22 protein-coding genes are annotated in these 25,381 nt (G+C 71.3%); 16 read left to right on the forward strand and 6 right to left on the reverse strand.

Annotated features, from left to right (window positions below; translation table 11 throughout):
• Positions 1-105: 105 nt before the first annotated feature.
• Entirely contained in the window at positions 106-1,428 is a 1,323-nt protein-coding gene (locus tag ACWCRD_RS12855; RefSeq protein ID WP_450965897.1) for an MFS transporter, read from the reverse strand.
• 148 nt (positions 1,429-1,576) lie between these two features.
• On the opposite strand from ACWCRD_RS12855, the gene ACWCRD_RS12860 reads away from it, so the two are divergent.
• Positions 1,577-2,086, forward strand: a complete 510-nt coding sequence (locus ACWCRD_RS12860; RefSeq protein ID WP_450965898.1) for a MarR family winged helix-turn-helix transcriptional regulator — start codon at positions 1,577-1,579, stop codon at positions 2,084-2,086.
• Here the strand turns inward: ACWCRD_RS12860 and ACWCRD_RS12865 are convergent.
• A complete protein-coding gene (locus tag ACWCRD_RS12865) occupies positions 2,083-3,519 on the reverse strand; it encodes an FAD-dependent monooxygenase (protein ID WP_450965899.1) in 1,437 nt (478 codons plus the stop codon). The genes ACWCRD_RS12860 and ACWCRD_RS12865 overlap by 4 nt on opposite strands.
• Before the next feature lie 117 nt (positions 3,520-3,636).
• Here ACWCRD_RS12865 and ACWCRD_RS12870 point away from each other — a divergent pair, with 117 nt between their 5' ends.
• Positions 3,637-4,236 carry a TetR/AcrR family transcriptional regulator gene (locus ACWCRD_RS12870; protein WP_450965900.1) on the forward strand — a complete coding sequence of 200 codons (600 nt, stop codon included), beginning with the start codon at positions 3,637-3,639 and terminating at the stop codon, positions 4,234-4,236.
• Between the two features lie 66 nt (positions 4,237-4,302).
• On the opposite strand, the gene ACWCRD_RS12875 is transcribed toward ACWCRD_RS12870, so the two are convergent.
• From ACWCRD_RS12875 to ACWCRD_RS12885, 3 genes are all read right to left on the reverse strand, one after another.
• Positions 4,303-4,554: a hypothetical protein gene (locus ACWCRD_RS12875; RefSeq protein WP_450965901.1), complete on the reverse strand. Its 252-nt coding sequence runs from the start codon at positions 4,552-4,554 to the stop codon at positions 4,303-4,305.
• Positions 4,555-4,624: 70 nt separating this feature from the next.
• Positions 4,625-6,712 carry a 4-alpha-glucanotransferase gene (gene malQ, locus ACWCRD_RS12880; protein WP_450965902.1) on the reverse strand — a complete coding sequence of 696 codons (2,088 nt, stop codon included), beginning with the start codon at positions 6,710-6,712 and terminating at the stop codon, positions 4,625-4,627.
• Positions 6,713-6,943 carry a hypothetical protein gene (locus ACWCRD_RS12885; protein ID WP_450965903.1) on the reverse strand — a complete coding sequence of 77 codons (231 nt, stop codon included), beginning with the start codon at positions 6,941-6,943 and terminating at the stop codon, positions 6,713-6,715.
• Positions 6,944-7,120: 177 nt separating this feature from the next.
• On the opposite strand from ACWCRD_RS12885, the gene ACWCRD_RS12890 reads away from it, so the two are divergent.
• The 3 genes from ACWCRD_RS12890 to ACWCRD_RS12900 are packed head-to-tail and all read left to right on the forward strand — an operon-like array spanning position 7,121 to position 9,704.
• Complete coding sequence (locus ACWCRD_RS12890; RefSeq protein WP_450965904.1) at positions 7,121-7,654, forward strand: PadR family transcriptional regulator; 534 nt, start codon at positions 7,121-7,123, stop codon at positions 7,652-7,654.
• Positions 7,651-8,355: an ABC transporter ATP-binding protein gene (locus tag ACWCRD_RS12895; protein ID WP_450965905.1), complete on the forward strand. Its 705-nt coding sequence runs from the start codon at positions 7,651-7,653 to the stop codon at positions 8,353-8,355. The genes ACWCRD_RS12890 and ACWCRD_RS12895 overlap by 4 nt, the downstream gene beginning before the upstream one ends.
• Positions 8,352-9,704: an FtsX-like permease family protein gene (locus ACWCRD_RS12900; protein ID WP_450965906.1), complete on the forward strand. Its 1,353-nt coding sequence runs from the start codon at positions 8,352-8,354 to the stop codon at positions 9,702-9,704. The genes ACWCRD_RS12895 and ACWCRD_RS12900 overlap by 4 nt, the downstream gene beginning before the upstream one ends.
• Positions 9,705-9,794: 90 nt before the next feature.
• Here the strand turns inward: ACWCRD_RS12900 and ACWCRD_RS12905 are convergent, their stop codons facing one another.
• Positions 9,795-10,331 carry an HNH endonuclease gene (locus ACWCRD_RS12905; protein WP_046259555.1) on the reverse strand — a complete coding sequence of 179 codons (537 nt, stop codon included), beginning with the start codon at positions 10,329-10,331 and terminating at the stop codon, positions 9,795-9,797.
• A gap of 323 nt (positions 10,332-10,654) precedes the next feature.
• Between ACWCRD_RS12905 and ACWCRD_RS12910 the strand changes: the two genes are divergently transcribed.
• From ACWCRD_RS12910 to ACWCRD_RS12960, 11 genes are all read left to right on the forward strand, one after another.
• Positions 10,655-11,755 carry a mechanosensitive ion channel family protein gene (locus ACWCRD_RS12910; protein ID WP_450965907.1) on the forward strand — a complete coding sequence of 367 codons (1,101 nt, stop codon included), beginning with the start codon at positions 10,655-10,657 and terminating at the stop codon, positions 11,753-11,755.
• Positions 11,756-11,978: 223 nt separating this feature from the next.
• Positions 11,979-13,190, forward strand: a complete 1,212-nt coding sequence (locus ACWCRD_RS12915) for an ROK family transcriptional regulator (RefSeq protein WP_398950285.1) — start codon at positions 11,979-11,981, stop codon at positions 13,188-13,190.
• A gap of 90 nt (positions 13,191-13,280) precedes the next feature.
• Entirely contained in the window at positions 13,281-14,618 is a 1,338-nt protein-coding gene (locus ACWCRD_RS12920; protein WP_450965908.1) for an ABC transporter substrate-binding protein, read from the forward strand.
• 7 nt (positions 14,619-14,625) lie between these two features.
• Entirely contained in the window at positions 14,626-15,594 is a 969-nt protein-coding gene (locus tag ACWCRD_RS12925) for a carbohydrate ABC transporter permease (protein ID WP_450965909.1), read from the forward strand.
• Between the two features lie 2 nt (positions 15,595-15,596).
• The gene (locus tag ACWCRD_RS12930; protein ID WP_450965910.1) at positions 15,597-16,490 is read left to right on the forward strand and encodes a carbohydrate ABC transporter permease; all 894 of its coding nucleotides are present in this window, start codon (positions 15,597-15,599) and stop codon (positions 16,488-16,490) included.
• A 6-nt stretch (positions 16,491-16,496) separates the two neighbouring features.
• Positions 16,497-17,762, forward strand: coding sequence for a 6-phospho-beta-glucosidase (locus ACWCRD_RS12935; RefSeq protein WP_450965911.1), 1,266 nt, complete (start codon positions 16,497-16,499; stop codon positions 17,760-17,762).
• Positions 17,753-18,724: an N-acetylglucosamine kinase gene (locus ACWCRD_RS12940; protein ID WP_450965912.1), complete on the forward strand. Its 972-nt coding sequence runs from the start codon at positions 17,753-17,755 to the stop codon at positions 18,722-18,724. The genes ACWCRD_RS12935 and ACWCRD_RS12940 overlap by 10 nt, the downstream gene beginning before the upstream one ends.
• 232 nt (positions 18,725-18,956) lie before the next feature.
• On the forward strand, positions 18,957-20,411 hold the full coding sequence (locus tag ACWCRD_RS12945) for a hypothetical protein (protein WP_450965913.1): 1,455 nt from the start codon (positions 18,957-18,959) through the stop codon (positions 20,409-20,411).
• A gap of 14 nt (positions 20,412-20,425) precedes the next feature.
• Positions 20,426-21,475 carry a glutamate ABC transporter substrate-binding protein gene (locus tag ACWCRD_RS12950; RefSeq protein ID WP_450965914.1) on the forward strand — a complete coding sequence of 350 codons (1,050 nt, stop codon included), beginning with the start codon at positions 20,426-20,428 and terminating at the stop codon, positions 21,473-21,475.
• A gap of 76 nt (positions 21,476-21,551) precedes the next feature.
• Positions 21,552-22,886 (forward strand): hypothetical protein, encoded by a 1,335-nt coding sequence (locus ACWCRD_RS12955; RefSeq protein WP_450965915.1) that lies wholly within the window; start codon positions 21,552-21,554, stop codon positions 22,884-22,886.
• Positions 22,883-25,378: a tetratricopeptide repeat protein gene (locus tag ACWCRD_RS12960; protein WP_450965916.1), complete on the forward strand. Its 2,496-nt coding sequence runs from the start codon at positions 22,883-22,885 to the stop codon at positions 25,376-25,378. The genes ACWCRD_RS12955 and ACWCRD_RS12960 overlap by 4 nt, the downstream gene beginning before the upstream one ends.
• Positions 25,379-25,381 lie beyond the last annotated feature (3 nt).

A 25,381-nucleotide genomic window follows, 5' to 3' on the forward strand; every position in this document is an offset into this window, starting at 1 on the left:
ATGAAAGAGGGAATCCCTACGGCGGGCACGGGCAGCTTCAGACCGGCCTCGGGGTGGGGGAGGCAAGAGGCGGGGGCCCGGCAGCGACAGGTGCGAGCAGCCGTTTCACGGCCGGACGCCTTCGGGGTGGCGGGAGACGAGGGGCAGGGCTTCCTCGGAGTCACGGGAAGCGAGCGGGGAAGTCTTGTGTACGACGGTCTCCGCGACCGGCCGTACCGCGTCGGCCGGAAGATGGCGTTCCGTGCGGATCAGCAGGGCGGCCGCCAGCGCCGAGGTGAGGATCAGAACCGCCCAGGGCGCCCGGCCGTCCACCGCGAGCAGCGCCGTGAACAGCGACGGAGCCACCGCCTTCGCCAGTGACCAGGACATCTGGTACGCCGCCAGGTACCGGCCGCGCGCGGCCTCGGGTGCCGCCGACAGGGCGAGGACCTCGGCGGCGGGGCTGTGGATCAGCTCGCCGAGCGTGTAGACGACGACCACGGCGACCAGGGCCCCGCCCAGCACCGGGCCGGAGTGCGGCCGCAGGGTGCCCAGCGCGATCTGCCCGAGGAAGGCCACCGAGAACAGGCTCCCGCCCAGCGCCGCGGCCCGGGTGCGCCGGGCACCGGCCCTGCGCACCCGCCCGCCGACGGACACCCCGGCCACCGCGCACAGCACCGTGTTGACCGTGAACGCGGCACCGGTGAGCGTCGCGGGCCCGTGCAGCCACTCCACGAGGAACAGCGGGAAGAGCACGGACAGGGCCGAATAGTTCAGCGCGTTCAGGAAGTTGGCGCCGGTGACGACCAGGAAGGGCCGGTCCGCGAGCACGAGACGGTACCCGGCCCCGGCCCGCCGTGCCTCCGTACCGTCGGCGGCGGGCAACGGCCTCAGCGGTTTCAGCAGCAGCGCAGCGAGGGCGAAGGACAGGGCGTTGCCCCAGGCCGCGTAGGTGTAGCCGGTGGGTCCGGCGAAGGCGATGACCAGGGTGGCGAGCAGGGCACCGGCGCCGTAGCCGCCGTTCTGCAGCGCCCGGGTGGCGGCCTGCAGCCGGTCCCGCCCGGCGCCCCGCGCCACCTCGCCGAGGAGCGAGGACTGCACGGCGGGGAAGGCGCGGTCGGCAGCGGCGGTGACCAGCGCGACCGCGGCGAAGGCGGCGAGGGAGCCGGCGAAGGGGTAGGCGGCGAAGCCGGCGGCGCGCACCCCGTACAGCGCGAGCTGCACGCGCCGCGCGCCGAACCGGTCGACGGCCGCGCCGGCCAGCGGCAGGGCGGCGAGGCCGAGGAGCCCGGTCACGGTCAGCACCAGCCCGACGGTGGTGAAGGAGAGGCCGGTGACGTAGTGGAAGAAGACCAGCGTGAAGGGCACGTACATGCCCGTGCCGACGCCGTTGACGGCGGCGGCGACGGGCAGGGCCCACTGGCCGGGTATGCGGTGCGGTTTCTCCACGGTCGACCCCTCGGAATCGGATGCGGCTCGGCGACGAGCGCAAGGCAACCTCGCGGTGATTAGCTTGGCAGTGATTAGCTTAGCGCTAAGCAACTTTCCGTCAAGCTACTTTCTTGCGAGTGACTCTGTGCCTGCGGATACTCGGGGCATGAGTGCACAGCGCAAGGACGCCGTCGACGCGATCGTCGAGCAGTGGGCGGGGGTGCGGCCGGACCTCGACACCAGGGCCATGGAGGTCTTCGGGCGGATCTACCGCCTCTCCCGCACCATGGGCGACCGCATGGAGAAGGCGTACGCCCCGCACGGCATCTCACGCGGCGAGTTCGACGTGCTGGCGACCCTGCGCCGCTCCGGAGAGCCGTACACCCTCTCGCCGCGCCAGCTCTCGGCGACCCTGATGCTCACCACGGGCGGCATGACCGGCCGGCTCGACAGACTGGAACGCGCCGGTCTGCTGCGCCGCTCCCCCGACCCGCACGACCGCCGGGCGCTCCAAGTGACGCTCACCGAGAAGGGATTGGCGGTCATCGACGAGGCGGTCGGCGCGGGCCTGGCCGTCCAGACGGAGGCCCTGTCCACCATGAACGACGAGCAGGCCGGCCAACTGGCCGACCTGCTCCGGGAGTTGCTGGCGGGGACGCTGGAGGCGGGGCACTAGCCCACGTACCGGGCCACCGCCTCCTCGATCCGCGCCGCGTCCGCCGAGTCCGCCGCCCAGGCCACATACCCGTCGGGGCGGACCAGGACGGTGGTACGCCGGTCGCTCGCCCAGTGCTCCACAGCCAGCCGGTCCTTGCGGGCGCCCTGGTCCTCGTAGGCCTCGGGGGTGATCAGTACGAACCTGCCGCCGCGCAGGGCCTCGTAGAGGCGGCCGCCCTTCAGGGCGACGTCCGGGACGCGGGTGCCGGTCAGGCGGTGGGCACCGCGGGGGGCGGGGTAGCGGTAGCCGACGCCGGTGATCTGGCCGACCGCCCTGCGCCGGACCGGGCCCACGGCGTCGAGGAAGGTGGTGAGGGCGGCCCGCAGCGCCAGTTCCCAGGGGCGCTTGGCCATCGCGAGGCGGACGATGCCGCCGCTGCTGCGCAGCACGTCCTTGCCGACGGGGTGACGCTCGGCCTGGTAGCTGTCGAGGAGGGCCGCGTCCGCGTGGCCCTGGGCGACGGCGGCCAGCTTCCAGCTCAGGTTGGCCGCGTCCTGCAGACCGGTGTTCATGCCCTGACCGCCGACCGGGGTGTGGACGTGCGCGGCGTCCCCGGCGAGGAAGACACGGCCCACCCGGTAGGCGGGCGCCTGGCGTTCGTCGCTGTGGAAACGGGACATCCAGCGGGCGTCGTGCATGCCGTAGTCACGGCCGAGGGCGAGCCGGGTGACCTCCTTGACCTCGTCGAGGTCGAGGGGTTCGCCGTCGGGGACGTCGCGGGCGCGGTTCCAGGCGATCACGCGGTAGTAGCCGTCACCGAACGGCGCGAGGAAGGCGAAGGCGTCGCCGACCGCGTTGACGGTCAGCAGGTTCTCGGGCTCCTCGGCGAGGCGTACGTCCGCGAGGACGACGGAACGGATGGCGGAGCGGCCGGGGAAGGACAGCCCGATCGCGTCGCGCACGGCGCTGCGCATGCCGTCGGTGCCGACGACGTAGGCGGCCCGCAGGCTCTCGGCGGCCCCGCCGGGCCCGCGGACCTCGACCGTCACGCCGTCCGCGTCCTGGGTGAGCCCGGTCAGCTCGGTCTCGTACCGGAAGTCCACGCCGGCCTCGACGGCGCGCCGCTCCAGGGCCTTCTCCACCTCGTACTGCGGGATGACGAGGAGGTGGTTGAAGCGGGAGGGGAGCGTGGAGAGTTCGATGGTGAGGCGGCCGAAGAGGCGGAGGCTGTCGAGGGGGCGGCCGATGGCCTCCAGACCGTCGGCGAGGCCGCGGGCGTCGAGCTGCTCGAGGGTGCGGGCGTGCAGGACGAAGGCGCGGGAGAGATTGCTGATCTTGTGCGGGCGCTTTTCGAGGAGCGTGACGGGGACACCGGCGGTGGCGAGGTCGCCGGCGAGCAGGAGACCGGCGGGACCCGAGCCGACGACGATCACGGAGTGCTGAGCCTTCATGATGACCCTCCCTGTTTGCCAACGCTTGTTGGCCAACGCTTGTTGATGAGGGTAGAGCGGCGGAACGAAGAGAGTCAACACTTGTTGGCCAACGGACGTTGGCCTACGCTTGTTGATGTGAAAGTCAGCGACAGCAGCAGTACTGCTCCCGGTTCCGGCGGCACCCGCCGCCGCTCCGAGACCACCCGTAACGCCATCCTCGTCGCGGCCCGCGAACGCTTCGCGGCCGACGGCTACGAGCGGGCCACCATCCGTGCCATCGCGCGGGACGCGGGCATCGACCCCTCGATGGTGATGCGCTACTACGGCAACAAGGAGGGGCTGTTCGCGGCGGCCGTCTCCATCGATCTGAGAATGCCGGACATGGCAGCGGTGCCCCGGGACGAGGTCGGCTGGAGGCTCGTCGCGCGCTTCCTCGGCATGTGGGAGGAGAACGAGGTGCTGACGGCCCTGCTCCGGGTCGGGGCGACCAACGGGGCCGGGGCCGAGCGGATGCAGGAGATCTTCCGGGACCAGATCATGCCGGTCGCCCACGCGGTGTGCCCCGACCCCCAGCAGGCCCCCGCGCGGGCCGCGCTCGCCGCGGCGCAGCTGCTCGGGCTGGCACTCACCCGCTACGTCCTGCGGTTCCCGCCGACCGTGGCGCTGAGCCGCGAGGAGCTCACGGCCTGGCTGGCTCCGACGGTGCAGCGGTATCTGACGGCGCCGAGCCCGTGACAACACAGCGGGGGCGTCGGCCTCACCGTACGTACGGTGAGGCCGACGCCCCCGGGAAACGTGAGGTCAGGCCTTCGCCTTGGCCTTCGACTGGCGGTCCTTGGACTTGTCCAGCACCATCACCAGGCCAGCGATGACCGCGAACAGGGCCAGCGGGGCCAGGACGTAGAGGCCCAGCGTCTCGCCGACGCTCAGGCCCTTGCCGGGGTCGTCGCCGTCGTCGCGGATCAGCGCGGAGGCGGGGGACGACATGAGCAGCATCATCAGCGTCGTACCGGCGGCCAGGGCGCCGGCGCGCAGGGCGTTCTTCTTGTCCACGCTGTCAAACGTATCGAACGACGATTGGGGTCGCTCGTTCGGGGGGTGCTCTACGAGATCGGCGCTCTCCTCACCCCGGCCGCACCGTCCGCAGTACGTCGATCAGCGCATGCAGCCGCGGCGAGCCGGCCAGGTCCTCCAGCGTCATCGGGCGGCCCTCCGCGTCCGCGATCGGCAGTCGCCAGTTCGGGTACTGGTCCCAGGTGCCCGGGAGGTTCTGCGGGCGGCGGTCGCCGACCGTGTCGGGGAGCCAGATGCCGATCATGCGGGACGGGGTGCGCAGCAGGAAGCGGTGGACCGCCTGGATCTCGGCCTCCTCCTCCGAGACGCCGTGCGCGCCGCCGGTGCAGTGCAGCAGGCCGAGGCGGGCGAGCAGGCCCAGCCACTCCCCCGTGTCGTTGGCCGCCTCCGCGCGCTCCTCCTCCAGCGGGCGGGTCAACAGGCCGAGGCGGTCGCGGAGTTCGACGTGCTCGCCGGTGAGACGGGCGGCCGTGGGCGGCAGGTCGTGGGTGGTGGCGGTGGCGAGGCAGTCGGCGCGCCAGGCCTCCGGGGGCAGCGGCTGTCCGTCACCCTCCCAGTCCCGCTCGAACCACAGCACCGAGGTGCCGAGCACCCCGCGCTCGCGCAGCGTCTCCCGCACCCCCGGCTCGACCGTGCCCAGGTCCTCGCCGATGACGACCGCGCCGGCGCGCGAGGCCTCCAGCACGAGGATCGCGAGCATGGCCTCGGCGTCGTAGCGGACGTAGGTGCCCTGCGTGGGCGGATGCCCCTGCGGCACCCACCAGAGCCGGAACAGGCCCATGACGTGGTCGATGCGCAGGGCGCCGGCGTAGCGGAACAGGGCTTTCAGCAGGCGGCGGTAGGGCGCGTAGCCGGACTCGGCGAGGCGGTCGGGTCGCCAGGGCGGCAGGCCCCAGTCCTGGCCGCGCGCGTTGAAGGCGTCCGGCGGGGCGCCCACCGACATCCCGGCGGCGAAGTACTGCTGCTGCGCCCAGGCGTCGGCGCCGCCGGGGTGCACCCCGACCGCCAGGTCGTGCACGATCCCCACCGGCATCCCGGCCTCGCGCGCGGCGCGCTGGGCGTCGGTGAGCTGGGCGTCGGTGAGCCAGGCGAGCCGGGAGTGGAAGTCGACGCGGTCCATCAGCTCGCCCCGGGCGCGGGCGGTTTCGGCCGAGCGCGGGTCCTGGAGCGCGGCGGGCCAGCGGCTCCAGTCGGAGCCGTGCACCTCGGCGAGGGCGTACCAGGTGGCGTGGTCCTCCAGGGCCTCGCCCTGCTCGGCGAGGAAGTCGACGTATGCGGCGCGCCGGCCGGGCCCGAGCTCCACCTCGCGGATCAGCTCCAGCGCCTCCCGCTTGAGCTCCCACACGGCGTCCCGGTCGATCAGCGCGCCCTTCTCCAGCACAGCCTCGCGCAGTTCGGCGGCGCGCCCGAGCAGCGCCCGCACCCGCTCCCGGTCCTCGACATGGGCGTATTCGGGGATGTCCTCGACCCGCAGATGTACGGGGTCGGGGAAGCGGCGGGAGGAGGGGCGGTACGGGGAGGGGTCGGTGGGAGCGCCGGGCACGGCCGCGTGCAGCGGGTTGACCTGGACGAATCCCGCGCCGAGCGCACGTCCGGCCCAGGCGGCGAGCTCGGCGAGGTCACCGAGGTCGCCCATGCCCCAGGAGCGCCGGGAGAGCAGGGAGTAGAGCTGGACGAGCAGGCCGTACGAGCGTGCGGTGGGCGTGGGCAGCCGGGGCGGGGCGACGACCAGGTGGGCCTCGGCGCTGCGGCCGTCGGGCGCGGTGGCCGTCAACCGGTGGACGCCGTGCGGGAGTTGCTCGGCGGAGTCCCGCGTCTCGCCCTGCTCGGTCTCGATGCGCAGCCGGGTGCCGGGAGGGAGGGCTTCGAGGGCGGAGGACGTGGCTCCGCTCCACAGGACCACCGTCGGCGGCAGCAGCCGTTCACCGAGCTCCCGCTCCCGGGCGGCCAGCGCGGCGCGGGTCGTGTCGTCGGTGCTCGCGTCGATGCCGAGGGCGGCGAGGGCGAGGGTGACCGCGGTGGCGGAGGCCGCGACCGTGCGGTCCGGGGAGGGGCTGTAGGAGGTGGCGACGCCGTGCAGTGCGGCGAGCCGGGACAGCTCCTCGGAGGGCGGGTCGGCCGACCCCGGCGCCGTCACCTAGAGCCTCGGAGCGTCCGGCTCGGGGGCCGCCGCCTCGCTGGTGAGGGGCGCGGCGTCGGCGAGTGGCGGCTCACTGGTGAGGGGCTCGGCCTCGGGCAGTGGCGGTTCGCTGGTCAGCGGGGTCTCGGCGCAGGCGCCCTCCGCACTGAAGACGCAGAAGTGCGGCTCGGGATCGAGGGACGGCAGCTGCGCCACGGGTTTGGAGAGGGGGTAAGCCGGTGCGGCCACGGGGGCCTCCTTGTCGCGTACGTAAGAGGTTGCGGGTTAACGCAGCCCTACCCACCGGACGCGGCGGCAGACGTACCGAAAGGGACTACGTGCCTCTCCTCACATTCTGCGTCACCTTCGGAGTCCTGCAGCGGCCACTATTCACTCAGTACATGTATCGAGTGCATAATGATCGCCATGAGCACCCGCCACATCCTGCTGGGGCTGCTCGCCTCGGGGCCGAGCCATGGCTACGACCTGAAGCGACGGCACGACGAACGCTTCCCGCAGGCCCGCCCGCTGGCCTACGGGCAGGTCTACACGACCCTGCAGCGCCTGGTCCGGGACGGCCTCGCGGAGGTCGAGGGCACCGACTCGGACGGCGGCCCGGAGCGGACGACCTACCGCTCGACCGAGGAGGGGGCGCGCGAACTGGCCGCCTGGGCCGGGGAGATCGCCCCGCCGGCCCCCTTCGTGACGAACGAGATCTTCGCCAAGGTCGTCGTCTCGATCCTGTCCGGCGGCGACGCGGACGCCTATCTGGCCGCCCAGCGCGCCGCACACATGCAACGGATGCGGGAGCTCACGGCGGTCAAGACGGCGCCCGGCGCCGATCTCGCGACCGTGCTCTCGGCGGACTACGCCCTCAACCACCTCGACGCCGACCTCCGCTGGATGACCACGACGGCGGCCCGGCTCACCACCCTGACCGCGGAGGTCGACGCAGCATGAGCAACGGGGACAGCCCAGACAGCACGGTGCCGCTCCTGGCGGCCCGCGACCTCACCAAGGCGCACGGCAGGACCGAGGCGCTGCGCGGCGCCTCGGTGGAGCTGCGGGCCGGCGAGATACTCGCCGTGACCGGCACCAGCGGCAGCGGTAAGTCCACGCTGCTGCACTGCCTGGCCGGCATCGTCCGCCCGGACACCGGCTCGGTGACGTACGACGGGCAGCGGCTCGACCGGCTGCCGGAGAAGCGGCTGAGCGAACTGCGCCGGACCGACTTCGGGGTGGTGTTCCAGTTCGGTCAGCTGATTCCGGAGCTGACGGTCCTGGACAACGTGGCGCTGCCGCTGATGCTCGCGGGCGCCGCCCACAAGGACGCCCAGGCGGCGGCCGGCGAATGGCTGGAGCGGTTCGGCGTACGGGGTCAGGAGGCGCTGCGGCCCGGTGAGCTGAGCGGCGGCCAGGCCCAGCGGACGGCCCTGGCGCGGGCCTTGGTGACCGGCCCCAGGGTCGTCTTCGCCGACGAGCCGACCGGTGCGCTGGACTCCCTGGCGACCGAGCAGGTGATGACGTGCCTGGTCCACACGGCTCGCGAGGCGGGCACGGCGGTCCTGCTGATCACGCACGACGCCCAGGTCGCGGCGTACGCGGACCGCGAGGTGCGGCTGACCGACGGGGCCGTGGTGGCGGCGGGGGTGACGGCGTGAGGGCGGAGCTGCGGCTGGCGTGGCTGCTGACGCGGGGTTCGGACCGCCGCGAGGGGTGGCGTGTGCTCCTCACCGCCGTCGGCGCGGCCATGGCGACCGGGCTGGGGCTGGTGATCACCGCGCTGCTGTCGCTGGACGGCCAACTCTCCATGTCCGTGGGCGGCGGTCTGCTCGACCAGCCCGGCACCCGCATCGGAGTGATCTTCGCGCTGCTGATGCTGTTCATCCCGGTACTCGGCTTTCTCGGCCAGTGCGCCCGGATCGGCGCCGTGCACCGGGACCGCCGGTTGGCCGCGCTGCGGCTGGCGGGGGCCACGCCCGCCCAGGTGCGGCGGATCGCCGCGCTGGAGTCGGGGCTTGCGTGTCTGGCGGGTTCGGCAGTGGCCACAGTGCTCTCCGTGCTGGCCCTGCTGCGGCTGTGGCAGAACCCCGCCCCGTCGGCCTGGGCGGGCATGGCCGTGGTGGCCGTCGGAGTGCCGGTGCTGGGCGCGGCCGTGAGCGCGCTGGTGTTGCGCCGTGTGGTGACCTCGCCGCTGGGACGGATACGGCGGGTGCGGCCGGCCGAGGGTCCGGGGCGGATGTTCCGGGTGGCGACCGCGGCGCTCGCACTGACGGTGGTGTACATCGGGACGACCCCGTTCCACGAGGTCCCGTTCGAGTTCGCGCTCGCCCCCCTCACCGTGTTCGTGGTGTGCCTGCTGCTCGGTGCGGTGGCGGTGTGGCTGACCGGGGCCTCGGCCCGGCAGCTGGGCGAGGGGCTCACCGCCCGCGCCAAGAGCCCCGCGGTACTGATCGCGGCGGGGCGGCTGCGCGACGACCCGTGGGCAGCCGCCCGCACACATGCCGCGGTGCTGCTGGTGACGGTGGTGGCCTCGGGCTTCGCGGGCGTACGGCAGGTCATGCTGGCGCAGCTGCACTCCTCGCACGGGCACTACGCCGAAGGGAACGGGTTCTACGAGAACGGTCTCAACCTGACCGGCGCCGCGATCCTCGTCGCCCTCGCGCTCCTGCTGACCGCGCTCGCCGTGGGCACCGCCGAGTCCGTCGCCACCCGGCGCCGGGGCCTGGCCGCACAGACTGCCGCCGGGGTGCCGCACGCCGTACTGGTCCGGGCACTGCTGCTGGAGACCGCGGTGCCGCTGGCACCCGCGATCGCGGTGGCGGGTCTCGGCGGCACGGTGATCAGCTACTGGTACGGCTCGATCGCCTCGGAGCACCTGGCACTGCCCGTGCCGTACGCCGCGCTCCTGGTCCCCCTCGCCGTCTACCCGGCCTGTCTGCTGGCGGCAGCCACCTCGCTCCCGCTGCTGCGCCGCTCGGTCCGCCCCGCGGAGCTGCGCTACGCATGACGGTCCGGCCCCGGGAGTACGGGGGGCTCCCGGGGCCGGACCCCTGTGACCGCAGGCCCTGTCACCAGGGGTGTGCGAAGGCCCGGATCGTCAGGCGGAAATGCCGTCGATCCGGGCCATGGCGTCCTCCGCGCCGTACGGCTGCAAGTACGGCAGCCAGCGCGGGTCCCTATGGCCGGTGCCGATGATCCGCCAGGCCAGGCCGGTGGGTGGAGCGGGTTTGTGGCGCAGCCGCCAGCCGATCTCGAAGAGGTGTCGGTCGGCCTTCACGTGGTTGCAGCGGCGGCAGGACGCCACCACGTTGTCCCAGACGTGTTTGCCCCCGCGGCTGCGCGGGATGACGTGGTCGACGCTGGTTGCGACGCCACCGCAGTACATGCACCGGCCCCCGTCGCGCGCGAACAGCGCCCTACGGGTCAGAGGAACGGGCCCCCGATAGGGAACCCGGACGAATCGCTTGAGCCGGACCACGCTGGGTGCGGGGACTGTGACGGTTGCGCTGTGCATGAAGGCGCCGGATTCCTCCAGGGAGACAGCCTTGTTCTCCAGGACGAGGATGAGCGCGCGGCGGAGCGGTACGACGCCGAGTGGCTCGTACGACGCGTTGAGGACCAGGACATGCGGCACGGATGCCTCCTTGGGCGTCGGCGGCGCGTGGCTCGCGCCGGGACGATCTGTAGTCAGTCTCCCCTCTTGCCTGGTGGAAGCGCCACCATGTCCCGGTAACGGGCTGGGAGTGTTTTCGACCACACCTGATTCATCCCCCGGAGGGGCATCGGTTTATCCCACCTGCTCACCCCGGGGTGAGCACGGTCTCTCCTCAGAAGATGGCAAGGATTCGCACACCATGCCCCGATAGTGTGGTGGGCCTGCCGTCCCGGTGACCTTTTCGTGACCTTGACCGAGTCGACGTACGGGACGGCGGACCGTTGCACCTGGAGGTACCTGCCGTGTCCTTGCCCGCCGTCCTACTGGCCGCCGGTTCGTCGCCGTCGCCGACTCCCTCGGAGCCGACGACCCCGACGGTGCCCTCCTCGATCCAGGACGCCCAGCAGAGCGCGACCAACGCCGCCAGCTGGGTCGAGCAGAACTGGTCCACGTGGCTCGCGATCGGGCTCAGGGTCCTGCTGATCCTGGTGATCGCCGGGGTGCTCAGAGCGGTCGTGCAGCGGGCGATCACCAAGCTGATAGACCGGATGACCCGCACCGCCGAGGCGGTCGACGGCACCTCGCTGGGCGGCCTGCTGGTCAACAACGAGCGCCGCCGCCAGCGGTCCCAGGCGATCGGTTCGGTGCTGCGCTCGGTGGCGTCCTTCGCGATCCTCGGCACCGCGGCCCTGATGGTCCTGGCCGCGTTCCAGATCAACCTGGCACCGCTGCTCGCCTCCGCCGGTGTCGCGGGTGTGGCGATCGGTTTCGGCGCCCGCAACCTGGTCACGGACTTCCTCTCCGGCGTCTTCATGATCCTGGAGGACCAGTACGGCGTCGGCGACACGATCGACGCGGGCGTCGCCTCCGGCGAGGTCATCGAGGTCGGCCTGCGGGTGACCAAGCTGCGTGGCGCGAGCGGAGAGATCTGGTACGTCCGCAACGGCGAGGTCAAGCGGATCGGCAACCTCTCCCAGGGCTGGGCGACGGCCGGCGTGGACGTGACCGTGAAGGCGAACGAGGACCTGGACCGGCTGAAGTCCACCCTCGACGAGGTCGCCGAGAAGATGAGCGCGGAGGAGCCCTGGAACGAGCTCCTGTGGAGCCCGATCGAGGTCCTCGGCCTGGACAGCGTGCTGCTGGACTCGATGGTGGTCCGTGTCTCCGCCAAGACGATGCCCGGCAAGTCCCTCACCGTGGAGCGCGAGCTGCGCTGGCGCATCAAGCGCGCCTTCGACGCGGCGAACATCCGCATCGTGGGCGGCGCGACGGCCCCGGCGGACGAGGAGGAGGCCGCCGACCCGACGGCGGCGGTCGCGGCCCCGTCGGTGCTCTCCAACCCCGACTCCCCGCAGTCGGAGGCGGCGACACCGCTTGTCCAGCAGCGGCAGCCGACGAAGTAGGGGCCGGGCCCCCAGCACCTTCCACCCGCCCCCGAGGTAACGAGTCCGTTGCCTCGGGGGCGTTTTCTATTGACGCCTCCTTCGCCCTGGGCTTACGTTCCTTTCCAGCCAATAGGAAACTTTCCTAACAGTGATCGGGAGACAGCCCTCCGGTGATCGTCCGATGGACTTACCTCCCCGGTCGCTGAGAAGCTGGGCAGTCGAAAGGCAGGTGGCGACCCACATGGCAGGAACAGCCGGTACGCCGGGCACCCCGCGCGTCCTGCGCGCCATGAACGACCGCGCCGCCCTGGACCTCCTCCTGGAGCACGGCCCCCTGTCCCGCACCCGGATCGGCAAGCTCACCGGCCTCTCCAAGCCGACCGCCTCCCAGCTGCTCGCCCGCCTCGAAGCGGCCGGGCTCGTCCTCGCCACCGGCACCACCGAGGGACGCCCCGGCCCCAACGCCCAGCTGTACGAGGTCAATCCGGCCGCCGCGTACGCCGCCGGGCTCGACGTCACCCCCGAGCGCGTCCTCGCCGCCGTCGCCGACATCACCGGCCGCACGGTCGGCTCCTTCGAGCTCCCGACCCCGGGCAGGCGGCCCACCCAGCCCGTCGTCCGGCAGGTCACCGACGCCCTCGACGGTGCCGTGAAGGCCGCGGGGCTCGCCCGCGACGACATCCACCGGCTCGTCATCGGCACCCCCGGCGCCTTCGACCCCAACACCGGCCGCCTGCGCTACGCCTCCCACCTCCCCGGCTGGCACACCCCGGCCCTTCTCGACGAAATCGCCGCGGCCCTGCCGATGCCGGTCGAGTACGAGAACGACGTCAACCTCGCCGCCGTCGCCGAACAGCGACTGGGCGCGGCCCGCGGGCACGAGGACTTCGTGCTGCTGTGGAACGAGGGCGGCCTCGGTGCCGCCCTCGTCCTCGGCGGGCGACTGCACCGCGGCTGGACCGGCGGCGCCGGAGAGGTGGGTTTCCTTCCTGTTCCCGGCGCACCCCTGGTCCGGCATGTGACCAAGGCCAACAGTGGCGGCTACCAGGAGCTGGCCGGCTCCCAGGCCATCCCGCACCTCGCCGGTGAACTCGGCATCGGGCAGATCCCCTCGGGGCCGTACGCCGAGGTCGCCGCCGCCCTCGTGGAGCGGGCCGCCGCCGAGGACACCGTCCTGCACCGCAAGCTGCTGCAGACGTACGCGACCCGGCTGGCCACCGGTCTCGCCTCCCTCGTCTCCGTCCTCGACCCCGAACTCGTCGTCCTCAGCGGCGCCTCGCTGACCTCGGGCGGCGAGGTGCTGCGCGCCCTCGTCCAGGCCGAGCTGGAGGAGCTGGCGGCCTCCCGGCCCCGGCTCGTGGTCGGCGACGTCCGTGAACACCCCGTGCTGCGCGGCGCGTTGGAGAGCGCCCTCGCGACCACCCGCGACGAGGTCTTCGACACCTCCCGCTGACACCCCGTACGCACCGCGTACGGGCCCCGATACTCACCCCCCGCCTTCCCTCACCATCCCCTGCCCTGCCCTGCCCTGGGAGACCCTGACATGCCCGGAATATCCCGGAAAGCGGCCCTCGCTCTCGCCGCCTCCGCCTCCCTCGCCCTGCTCGCCACCGCCTGTACCGGCCAGTCCTCCTCGAGCGCCGACGACGACGCCTCGAAGGACACCACCATCAACTTCTGGCACGCCTGGAGCGCGCCCAATGAAGTGAAGGCCGTCAACTCCCTGGTCGCCGGCTTCGAGAAGGCACACCCCAACATCCATGTGAACGTCGTCGCCAACATGACCGACGACAAGATCAACCAGGCGCTGCGCGCGGGCGGCGACAAGGCCCCGGACGTCATCTCCTCGTTCACCACCAACAACGTCGGGAAGTTCTGCTCGTCAGGTGCGCTGATCGACCTCAACCCCTTCTTCAAGAAGGCCGGCATCGACCCGCAGACGACGTTCCCGAAGGCGATGAACGAGTACACCCAGTTCGACGGCAACCGCTGCTCGGCGCCGCTGCTGGGTGACGCCTACGGGCTCTACTACAACAAGACGGCCTTCGCGAAGGCGGGCATCAAGACCCCGCCGAAAACCTGGTCCGAATTCGAGACCGACGCCAAGAAACTGACCATCCCGCACGGCGACAGCTACCAGCAGCTCGGATTCATGCCGGACTACCACGGCTGGGAGACCACGACCGAGCACTACTTCGGCCAGTTCTCCCCGACGTACTTCGACAAGGCCGGCAAGTCCCAGCTCGCCACGGACCCCGCCTTCGAGGCCGGATTCACACTCCAGAAGAAGCTCGTCGACGAACTCGGCGGCTTCACGAAGCTGGAGACGTACCGTTCCAAGCTCGGCGACGAATGGGGCGCCAAGCACCCCTTCCACACCGGTCAGGTGGCCATGCAGCTGGACGGCGAATGGCGCCTGGGCATGGCCCTGGACGCCAAGCCGAAGTTCGACATCGGCGTGGCCCCGCTGCCCGTCCCCGACGACCAGGTGAGCCAGTACGGCAAGGGCTACATCACCGGCACCATCACCGGCATCTCCGCCGCCAGCCACAAGCAGAACGCGGCCTGGGAGCTGGTGAAGTACATGACCACGGACACGGACGCGGTGGTGAACTTCTCCAACGCCATCCACAACGTGCCCTCGACGCTGGCCGCCCTGAAGTCCCCGAAGCTGAAGTACGACCCGCGCTTCAAGACGTTCCTGGACATCGCCGCGAACCCGAACTCGACCACCTCTCCGGCCTCCGTCAACGGCGGCGTGTATCTCACGACGATCCAGAACTTCGGCTACGACTACGAGAGCGGAAAGGTCACCGACCTCAAGGCGGGCCTGAAGAAGACGGCCGCGCAGATCGACACGGACATCGCGCAGGCGAAGTAGTCCGACGATGAGCACCAGCACCCTGGACTCGAAGCGCCGCAGGTCTGGCCTCGCTGCGAAGCAGCGGAAAAAGGCACTGCGAACCCTCGCCTTCATGTCGCCCTGGTTGATCGGCTTCGCGGTCTTCTTCGCGTATCCGCTGATCTCGACGGTCTATTTCTCCTTCATGCACTACGACGGCTTCAAACCGCCGACGTGGAGCGGAACGAAGAACTGGACGTACGTCTTCGAGCACTACCCCTACTTCTGGCCGGCCCTGCGCAACACCCTGTGGCTGGTGCTGGTCATGGTGAGCCTGAGGGTCGTCTTCGGCCTCGGAGTCGGCCTGCTGATCACCAAGATCAAGACTGGCACGGGGGTCTTCCGCACCCTCTTCTATCTGCCCTATCTCGCCCCGCCCGTGGCCGCGACGATGGCCTTCGCCTTCCTCCTCAATCCCGGTACCGGCCCGGTGAACTCGATCCTCGAAAAGGTCGGCATCCCGGCCCCCGGCTGGTTCAACGACCCCACTTGGTCCAAGCCGGCCCTCACCCTGCTCGCACTGTGGGGCATCGGCGACCTGATGGTCATCTTCATGGCCGCGCTGCTCGACGTACCTCAGGAGCAGTACGAAGCGGCAGAGCTGGACGGGGCGTCCGCCTGGCAGCGGTTCCGGTATGTAACCCTTCCCAACATTTCGCCGATCGTGATGTTCGCCGTCGTCACCGGCGTGATCCAGACCATGCAGTACTACACACAGCCGCTCATCGCCGGGAAGGTCGCCTCCGGTGTGATCCAGGGCGCGGGCACCCAGTTCGAGCCCGGCTATCCCGAGAAGTCGACCCTCACCCTCCCCCAGCTCGTCTACAACCTCGGCTTCCAGCGCTTCGACTACGGCTCCGCATGTGTCGTCGCCCTGGTCCTGTTCGCGCTGTCCATGGTGTTCACCGCGTTCCTGATGCGGCGCCGGGGCGGTCTCAACCTGGCAGGTGACTGACCATGGCCCAAGTACTGGACAAGCCCGTGCAGTTGAAGGCACCGGTCACTCCCGCCGAGCGCACGGCCCGCCGCCGGGCCGTACTCGAATGGCTCGCGATCCACTCCCTCGGCGTCGCGGCCGCGCTCTTCTTCGTCCTCCCCTTCGTGTTCGTTTTCCTGACCTCCCTGATGAGCGACACCCAGGCACTCAGCCGGGACCTCGTCCCGCACACCTGGGAATGGGCCAACTACAAGAAGGTCTTCGACACGCCGGGCTTCCTGACCTGGTGGAAGAACACGCTGATCTACGCGGGACTGGGAACAGTCCTTACGGTCGCGTCCTCGATCCCCGTGGCGTACGCGCTCGCCAAGTTCCGCTTCCGCGGCCGCAATCTGTCGCTGATGCTGGTGATCTCGATGATGATGCTGCCTCCGCAGGTGATCATCATCCCGATGTACCTGTTCTGGGCGAAGCAACTGGACCTGTCGGGCACGCTCTGGCCGCTGATCATCCCGATGGCGTTCGGCGACGCGTTCTCCATCTTCCTGCTGCGCCAGTTCCTGATGACCATCCCGAACGAGTACCTGGACGCGGCCAAGGTGGACGGCTGCGGCGACCTGCGCACCCTCCTGAAGGTCGTCCTGCCGATGGCCAGACCGGGCATCGCGGCCGTGGGCCTGTTCCAGTTCTTCTACGCCTGGAACGACTACTTCGGCCCGCAGATCTACGCCTCGGAGAACCCGGCCGCCTGGACCCTCAGTTACGGCCTGGAGTCCTTCAAGGGGGCGCACCACACCGACTGGAACCTCACCATGGCCGCGACCGTGCTGGTCATGGCCCCCGTGATCCTCGTGTTCTTCTTCGCCCAGAAGGCGTTCGTCGAGGGCGTCACGCTGACCGGAGTGAAGGGTTAACTGTTCATGAAACTCACCGTGGTCGGCGGAGGCTCGACCTACACCCCCGAACTCATCGACGGCTTCGCCCGGCTGCGCGACACCCTGCCCGTCGAGGAACTGGTCCTCGTCGACCCGGCGCCCGAACGCCTGGAACTGGTGGGGGGCCTGGCCCGCCGGATCTTCGCCAAGCAGGGCCACGACGGCAGGATCGTGACGACCGACGAACTGGACGCCGGCGTGGACGGCGCCGACGCCGTGCTGCTGCAACTGCGCGTGGGCGGGCAGGCGGCCCGTGAGCAGGACGAGACCTGGCCGCTGGAGTGCGGCTGCGTCGGCCAGGAGACCACCGGTGCGGGCGGCCTGGCCAAGGCGCTGCGCACGGTCCCGGTCGTCCTCGACATCGCGGAACGGGTCCGCCGTACCAACCCGGGCGCCTGGATCGTCGACTTCACCAACCCGGTCGGCATCGTCACGCGCGCGTTGCTGCAGGCGGGCCACAAGGCGGTCGGTCTGTGCAACGTGGCGATCGGATTCCAGCGGAAGTTCGCGGACCGGCTCGGCGTCGCACCGGCCGACGTCCACCTCGACCACGTGGGCCTCAACCACCTCACCTGGGAGACCGGCGTCCGCCTGGGCGGCCCCGAGGGCGAGAACGTCCTGCCCAAGCTGCTCGCCGAACACGGCGACGCGATCGCCGCGGATCTGCGGCTGCCGCGGGTCCTGCTCGACCGCCTGGGCGTCGTCCCGTCGTACTACCTGCGCTACTTCTACGCACACGACGAGGTGGTGCGCGAGCTGCGCACCAAGCCTTCCCGTGCCGCCGAAGTCGCCGAGATGGAACGGAACCTGCTCAAGATGTACGGGGATCCGGCCCTCGACGAGAAGCCGGAGCTGCTCGCCAAGCGCGGCGGCGCCTACTACTCGGAGGCGGCGGTGGACCTGGCGGCCGCCCTGCTGGGCTCGGCCGGCAGCCCGTACCAGGTGGTCAACACCCTCAACCGGGGCACGCTGCCGTTCCTGCCGGACGACGCGGTGATCGAGGTGCAGGCGGCGGTGGGCCCGAAGGGGCCGCTCCCACTGCCGGTACCGCCCGTCGACCCGCTGTACGCGGGCCTGATGGCGAACGTGACGGCGTACGAGGACCTGGCCCTGGAGGCGGCGCTGCGCGGCGGCCGCGACCGGGTGTTCAAGGCGCTCCTCGCCCACCCCCTCATCGGCCAGTTCGCGTACGCGGAAGTCCTCACCGACCGACTGATCGCACACAACCGGGAGCATCTCGCGTGGGCATGACCGCACGTGTCCTCGCCGTCGACGCGGGCAACAGCAAGACCGACGTCGCGGTCGTGGCGGCCGACGGAACCGTCCTCGCCACGGCCCGCGGCGGCGGGTTCCGGCCGCCCGTGGTGGGCGTGGAGGCGGCCGTCGACAAGGTCGCCGAGGCGGTGGAACGGGCCTTCGCCGAGGCGGCGGTGAGCTCGGTGGACCACGTCTCCGCCTGCCTCGCCAACGCCGACTTCCCCTTCGAGGAGGAGCAGCTGGCGGCCGCGCTGCACGCGCGCGCGTGGGGCTCGGGCGTGGAGGTCCGCAACGACACCTTCGCCATCCTGCGCGCGGGCGTCACCGAGCCCCGGGGGGTCGCCGTCGTCTGCGGCGCGGGCATCAACTGCGTCGGCATGCGCCCCGACGGGCGCACCGCCCGCTTCCCCGCGCTCGGCCGCATCTCCGGCGACTGGGGCGGCGGCTGGGGCCTCGCCGAGGAGGCCCTGTGGCACGCGGCACGGGCGGAGGACGGCCGCGGCGAGCACACGGCCCTCGCGCACACCCTCCCGGCCCACTTCGGGCACGACACCATGCTCGCCCTCATCCAGGCCCTCCACCTGGAGCAGGTACCGCACGCCCGCCGCCATGAACTGACCCCGGTCCTCTTCGCCACGGCGGCGGACGGCGACCCGGTCGCCCGCGCGATCGTCGACCGCCTGGCCGACGAGGTGGTGACCATGGCCACGGTGGCCCTGACCCGCCTCGACCTCCTGGAGGAGGAGACCCCCGTTCTCCTGGGCGGCGGCGTCCTGGCCGCCCAGCACCCCCAACTGACGTACGGCGTCCGCGACTTGCTCACAGTCCGCGCCCCGAAGGCGGTACCCCGGGTGGTGACGGCGAGCCCGGTGCTGGGGGCGGCGCTGCTGGGCCTGGACAGGGTGGGCGCGGAAACGGCGGTGCACGAGCGGGTGCGGGCATACTTCGGAGGCTGAACGCCGGTCAGGTATTTTCAGCCCGTCCGGCGTTTGAGGACGAGGCCCCTCAAGGGCCGAAGAAGCGGGGCCTGAGGGCGGCAGCCCCCAGTACGGAACCGAACTGATTCCCAAAACGTGTTCTTGGGCAGGGGACGTGCGGGATCCTGCAAGCCGTCGGCGGGCACCCCGTGCGGATGTCAGTCCTGGCGGCGATACTTGCTGTGACGGATGACCATGGGGGAGGTCAAAAGTGACACACCCGCCGAAGAGCAGTGCGGCAAGACCGGGCACCGCCGTGCCCACAATGCCGTCCGTACCGCCTCAGCCGGGCCGGCCCGTTCCCCCCACGCCGACGGGTCCGGCAGCCGTTCCCGACGTTGTCTCCGCACGTCGTACGGCCTTCGCGGAGGGCGTCGACCGGCTGCGCGAGGCCGCGACGACGGAGCCCGGGCGGCTGCGCATCATCGGTGCGCTGCTCGCCCTGCTCGTCGTGGCGTTCGGCGCGGTCACCGCCTGGCAGATGACGGCCCGGTCGACGGCCGCCGAGGACGTGCTCACCCGCAGCCAGCCGCTCAGCTCCGACGCGGCCGACATCTACCGCTCGCTCGCCGACGCCAACACGGCGGCGGCCAGCGGCTATCTCGCAGGCCCGCAGGAGAAGCCCGAGACGCGGCAGCGGTACGAGGACGGCATCCGGACGGCCGCGGAGAAGCTGGTCACGGCCGCCTCCAGCTCGGATCCGGGGTCCGACGCGGCGAAGACCATCGCCGAACTCAACAAGCTGCTGCCCCAGTACAAGGGCCTGGTGGAGACGGCCCGGGCCAACAACCGGCAGGGCTACCCGGTGGGCAGCGCCTATCTGCGGGCGGCGAACGAGCAGATGCAGCAGCAGATGCTGCCGAAGGCCGAGGCCCTGTACCAGAAGGAGAACCAGCGGCTGAGCTCCGACTACGCGGACGCGAAGTCGTTCCCGTGGGCGGCGGTCGGCCTCGGTCTGCTCGCCCTCGGCGGGCTGGCCTGGGCGCAGCGCCGCAACTACCTGCGCACCAACCGGGTGTTGAACCACGGCCTGGTCACCGCCTCCGCCGCGTCCGTGGTGGTGCTGCTCTGGCTGGTCGTCGGCCACACCGTCGCCCGCTCGGGGCTGAACGCCTCGTACGACCACGGCGTCCGCTCGCTGAACGTGCTGCACGACGCCCGTATCGCGTCCCTGACGGCCCGCAGCGACGAGAACCTCAGCCTGATCCGGCGCGGCGCGGACACCAAGGTCGTGGGAGGCAACCCGGTGGACGCCTACGCCGCGGGGTACGACGAGCAGATCGGCGAGCTGGCCGCGTCGCTGACCAAGGCCGACGGACTCGCGGACGACCCGGCGGGCCGCAAACCCGTACAGGACGCGAACAGCTACATGAAGGCGTGGAAGGAACGGCACGGGCTCGCGCAGGGCCTGAACGACAAGGGCGAGTACCAGCAGGCCCGGGACAAGGTCATCGGCGTCGGCAAGGACCCGACGAGCGTGTGCTTCGACAATGTGGACCTGGCTCTGGAAACGGCACTCGCCCATGAGCAGGCCGAGTTCAAGCAGGCCGCGGGCGACGGCCGGGACGCGCTGACGGGCCTGCCGTACGGGGCCGCGGTCCTCGCGGTGCTGGGTGCAGCCGGCGCAGTGGTCGGCATCGGGCGCAGGCTGTCGGAGTACCGGTGAGAGGGGGCGTGACGATGGATGCACGGCGTCTGGCACAACGTCTGCGGACCGGCCTCCGGGGCTGGGGCGGGGTCGGCGCGATGGCGGCCCTGTGCGCCCTGGCGCTGGCGTTCGTACTGCTTTTGCCCCTGACCCAGTCGAGCGGCACGGACGACGCCGCGGGCAGCGGCGGCCCGGGGGTCGCCCAGGGCCTGCAGGCCAGGGCGGCGGCCACGTGCGACAACCCGCAGGACGGCAGCCTGTCACCCTCGGGCGGTGACGGCAGCACACCGATCATCGACAGGATCAAGGCCCGCAAGGACCGCCGTCTGATCGTCGGCATCGACACCAACAGCTACCGCTGGGGCTATCTCAACCCGAACAACACCTCCGGTGCGCCGGAGGGCTTCGACATCGACCTCGTGCACCAGATCGCCAAGGACATCCTGGGCGACCCGGACGCGGTCTCGTTCAAGGCCATCCCGACCAGCCGCCGGATCAAGGCGATTCAGGACGGCGAGGTCGACATGGTGGTCCGCACCATGACGATCAACTGCGACCGGATCAAGCAAGTCGCGTTCTCCGCTCCCTACTTCAGGACCGGTCAGCAGGTCCTCGCCCCGCGGACCTCGGCGATCACGGGATACAACAGCACCCTCGCCCACAAGAGGATCTGCTCGGCGGACAGTTCGACCGCGTTGGAGCGACTGCAGGGCGACAAGGCGAAGGGCACCCTCCCCACCGGCGCGGACATCGGGACGGTGGTCCCCAACCAGCTCGACTGCCTGGTGAAGTTGCAGCTCGGCGCGGTCGACGCGGTCGTCACGGACGGCGCGCTCGCCGCGAGCCAGGCCGCACAGGACCCCACGGTGCAGCTGAAGGGCGGCCTGTTCACCGACGAGTACTACGGCGTGGCGATGAAGCTGGGCTCCCAGGATCTGATACGCCAGGTCAACCGGACCCTGCAGAACTACATCAAGGACGGCGACTGGGCGGCCTCTTACGGGAAGTGGCTGCATCCGACCATGGATCAGGGTGGCGAGAAGTCGGCGTCGGCCACCCCTCCCGAAGCCCACTACAAGTGACCGGTCATCAACTGACGGACGTACGGCAGCACACGACGGAACCACGACGGAACACGACAGCAGCGAGAGGTGATCGATGGGCGTCACGGACCCCGCCGGGCCGGTGATGGACCGGGACGAGGTGGACCGTGCGCTGGCGCGGCTCGGCGCGGAGCACGAGGCGATCGAGACCTCGCTCCTCGCCCTGCAGGACCACGCGGGCCGCAGACTCCTCGAGGGCGCCGAGCTGACGGGCATCACCAAGGAGCGGTGGGCCGCCGCGGAGGCGTCGATCATGCTGCTGTGGGCGTACTTCGACGCGTACACCGACGCGTTGCGCTCCGCCCGGGAGATCCGCTCGCGGCGCCGCTGGTCCAGCCGCGAGGACCTGGTGGAGCTGACGGAGCTGCTGCGCGGCGAGTCCGTCACGGTCGCGGGCTCGACCATGGCCATGGCGAACGCGCCGACGCTGCTGTCCGCCCCGGGCAAGCTCAGCCGGCAGTACTCCCTGGCCGCCCTGGTCGACCTGATGAACGAGCTGTATGCGTCGAGCCTGGACATGGTGGTCGCGGCCGACGCGGTCTGGTCGGCGCTGCCCGCCCGGATCGATTTACTGGCCGCGGAGCTCCAGCGCACCCGCACGCTCGCCCACTCCGTCGGGGTGCGCCCCGGCGAGCACCCCTCAGGCGACGACCTGGAGCGCATCACCCGCACCCTGACCACCCTGCGCGAGCAGGTGATCTCCGACCCCCTGGCGTACTGGATCCCCGCACAGGGGAGTTCGGCGCCGGGCGGCGGCCGGCCGGACACCACGGTGTACGACCGGGAGGCGCGCGCCCTGGAGGAGGTGCGCCGGGAGATCGACGCCGTGCTCACCGTCCGGCAGGACGCGGAGCAGCGGCTGGTGAAGCTGCGGGACGTGCTCAGCCGGGCGGACCGCACGCTCGCGGAGGCACGCAACGCGCGCGGGGAGGTCCTCGCGAAGATCGCCGCCACGGAGGTGCCGGTCGTCAGCGGCCCGCCGACCGTGCTGCAGGAGCAGCTCGCGACGGCCGCCGAGTACCGCAGACACGCCCAGTGGCACCGTCTGTCCCCGCTCCTGGAGTCCCTGGAGCAGAAGGCGGAGGACGAACTGCTGCGCGCCCGCGAGTCGTTGACCGCGGTCACCGCGCCGCTGGCGGTCCGCGCCGAGCTGCGCGGCCGCCTCGACGCGTACAAGGCGAAGGTGGCCCGGCTCGGATACGCCGAGGACCCGTTCCTGGTCGAGCGGTACGACGCGGCGCGCCGCATGCTGTGGAGCGCACCCTGCGATCTGCGCGTCGCCGAACAGGCCGTGCTGCGCTACCAGCAGGCGGCCGCCGAAGTGCTGGGCGCCCCGCGCGTACCGGGGCAGGCCGGTCCGCAGGACCGCAGGGGGGAGACAGCGCCATGAGTGAGGCACAGCAGACCTGTCAACGACCGGACTGCGAGGGCACGTACGAGGACGTGGGCGGCGGCGAGCTGTACTGCGACACCTGCGGACTGGCGCCGGTCGTGTCGGCGAAGGGCATGGTGAACTCGCCGGCGACCGGCATCACCGGTGGCGGCAAGGGCTCGCAGGACAGCGGCAGTTCGCGGGCCGGCGGCCGCGGCAGCTCGCGCACCTCCTCGCAGTCGTCGAAGTCCCGGCGCTCGGTGTCGGGGCGGCTCTCGCGCTCCTTGTCGGGGAAGTCCACCGGCCGTTCGGTGTCGGTGCGCAGCTCCGGTTCCGGCACCAGCACCGGCTCCCGCGGCCGGCTGGGCGTGGGCCTGGTGCAGGTGCCGGACGTGCCGCGGCCCGATCCGCGAGCGATGGTGCTGGAGAACCCGGAGGTGCCCGAGCGCAAGCGGTTCTGCTCGCGCTCGGACTGCGGGGCGCCGGTGGGCCGCTCGCGCGGGGAGCGCGCAGGCCGCACCGAGGGCTTCTGCACCAAGTGCGGCAACCCGTATTCATTCGTACCGAAGCTGAAGGCCGGCGATGTGGTGCACGGCCAGTACGAGGTCGTCGGCTGTCTGGCGCACGGCGGCCTCGGCTGGGTCTACCTCGCCGTGGACAAGGCGGTCTCCGACCGCTGGGTCGTCCTCAAGGGCCTGCTCGACACCGGCGACCAGGACGCGATGGCGGCGGCGATCTCCGAGCGGCGCTTCCTGGCGGAGATCGAGCACTCCAACATCGTGCGGATCTACAACTTCGTGGAGCATCTCGACCAGCGCACCGGTTCGCTCGACGGCTACATCGTCATGGAGTACGTCGGCGGCAAGTCCCTGAAGGAGATCGCCAACGGCCGCCGCACAGCGGACGGCAGACGGGATCCGCTGCCGGTGGAGCAGGCGTGCGCGTACGGCATCGAGGCGCTCGAAGCCCTCGGCCATCTGCACAGCCGCAACCTGCTGTACTGCGACTTCAAGGTCGACAACGCGATCCAGACCGAGGACCAGCTCAAGCTGATCGACATGGGCGCGGTGCGCAGGATGGACGACGAGGAGTCGGCCATCTACGGCACCGTGGGCTACCAGGCGCCGGAGGTCGCCGAGGTCGGCCCCTCGGTGGCGAGCGACCTGTACACGGTGGCGCGCACGCTGGCCGTCCTGTCCTTCGACTTCCAGGGCTACACGAACGTCTTCGTGGACTCCCTGCCCGACCCCGACAACATCGAGGTCTTCCGCGAGTACGAGTCCTTCTACCGGCTCCTGGTGCGCGCCACCGACCCCGATCCGGCCCGCAGGTTCGCCTCCGCGCAGGAGATGGCGGAGCAGCTGACGGGCGTGCTGCGCGAGGTGGTGTCGCTGCAGACCGGGCGGGCGCGGCCATCGCTGTCGACACTGTTCGGACCCGAACTGAAGGTGACCGACACGGAGTTGTTCCCGAAGCTGGAGGGCGACGTCTCGCGGCTCGGGGCGCGGGCGGTGCAGTCGAGGAAGGGGCAGCAGCCGCAGCTCCCCGCGGCCGCGAACGGCTCGGCGGCCCTCGTCAAGCACGTCAACTCGCCCACCGCGGCCCTCGCCCTGCCCGTCCCCCGCGTCGACCCCTCCGACCCGAACGCGGGTTTCCTCGCGGGCCTGATGACGACCGCGCCGGCCGAGCTGCTCGGGGCGCTCGCCGCGGCTCCGGCGGCATCGGTCGAGACCCGGCTGAGGCAGATCCGCGCCTGGCTGGAGAACGGCGACTCGGCCACCGCGCGGGGCGCCCTGCAGACGCTGGAGACCGAGCGGCCCGACGACTGGCGGGTCGTCTGGTACCGGGGTGTGGCGGCGCTGGTGACCGGCGACGAGGAGGGCGCCGCGCTCGCCTTCGACGCGATCTACGACGCGTTCCCCGGCGAACCCGCGCCCAAGCTCGCGCTCGGGCTGTGCGCGGAGCTGCTGGGCCAGCTGGACAACGCCGCCGAGTACTACCGGCTGGTCTGGTCGACCGACCCCAGCTATGTGAGCGCCGCGTTCGGCCTGGCCCGGGTGCAGCTCGCGACCGGGGACCGGCGCAGTGCCGTACGGACGCTGGAGTCGGTGCCGGAGTCCTCGATCCACTACACGGCCGCGCGGGTGGCGGCCGTACGGGCGCGGCTGCGCGGGCGCACGGCGGCCTCTTCCGACGTACCGTTCATCGAGGACCTCAAAGCCGCCGCCGGGCAGGTCGAGGCGCTGGACGCGTACGGTCTGGACCCGGCGCGCCGGGAGCAGTTGTCCGCCGAAGTCCTCGGCTGCGCGCTGGACTGGATACTCTCCGGTGGCCAGGTGGTTGCTCCCGCCGCGCAGCGCGTGCTGCTCGGCAGCGACCTGGACGAGCGGGGACTCCGCTTCGGCCTGGAGCGTTCGTACCGCACGCTGGCCCGGCTGGCGCGAGGCGGCGAGGAGAGGATCGACCTGGTGGAACGTGCCAACCGTTACCGCCCCCGGACGTGGGTGTAGTTG

This window comes from Streptomyces sp. NPDC002092 (assembly GCF_053593775.1).

Coding starts and splice junctions, on each gene's coding strand:
- ACWCRD_RS12860 (WP_450965898.1), top strand. CDS start 1,577: ATGAGTGCACAGCGCAAGGACGCCGTCGACGCGATCGTCGAGCAGTGG.
- ACWCRD_RS12865 (WP_450965899.1), bottom strand. CDS start 3,519: ATGAAGGCTCAGCACTCCGTGATCGTCGTCGGCTCGGGTCCCGCCGGT.
- ACWCRD_RS12890 (WP_450965904.1), top strand. CDS start 7,121: ATGAGCACCCGCCACATCCTGCTGGGGCTGCTCGCCTCGGGGCCGAGC.
- ACWCRD_RS12895 (WP_450965905.1), top strand. CDS start 7,651: ATGAGCAACGGGGACAGCCCAGACAGCACGGTGCCGCTCCTGGCGGCC.
- ACWCRD_RS12915 (WP_398950285.1), top strand. CDS start 11,979: ATGGCAGGAACAGCCGGTACGCCGGGCACCCCGCGCGTCCTGCGCGCC.
- ACWCRD_RS12920 (WP_450965908.1), top strand. CDS start 13,281: ATGCCCGGAATATCCCGGAAAGCGGCCCTCGCTCTCGCCGCCTCCGCC.
- ACWCRD_RS12925 (WP_450965909.1), top strand. CDS start 14,626: ATGAGCACCAGCACCCTGGACTCGAAGCGCCGCAGGTCTGGCCTCGCT.
- ACWCRD_RS12930 (WP_450965910.1), top strand. CDS start 15,597: ATGGCCCAAGTACTGGACAAGCCCGTGCAGTTGAAGGCACCGGTCACT.
- ACWCRD_RS12935 (WP_450965911.1), top strand. CDS start 16,497: ATGAAACTCACCGTGGTCGGCGGAGGCTCGACCTACACCCCCGAACTC.
- ACWCRD_RS12950 (WP_450965914.1), top strand. CDS start 20,426: ATGGATGCACGGCGTCTGGCACAACGTCTGCGGACCGGCCTCCGGGGC.
- ACWCRD_RS12955 (WP_450965915.1), top strand. CDS start 21,552: ATGGGCGTCACGGACCCCGCCGGGCCGGTGATGGACCGGGACGAGGTG.
- ACWCRD_RS12960 (WP_450965916.1), top strand. CDS start 22,883: ATGAGTGAGGCACAGCAGACCTGTCAACGACCGGACTGCGAGGGCACG.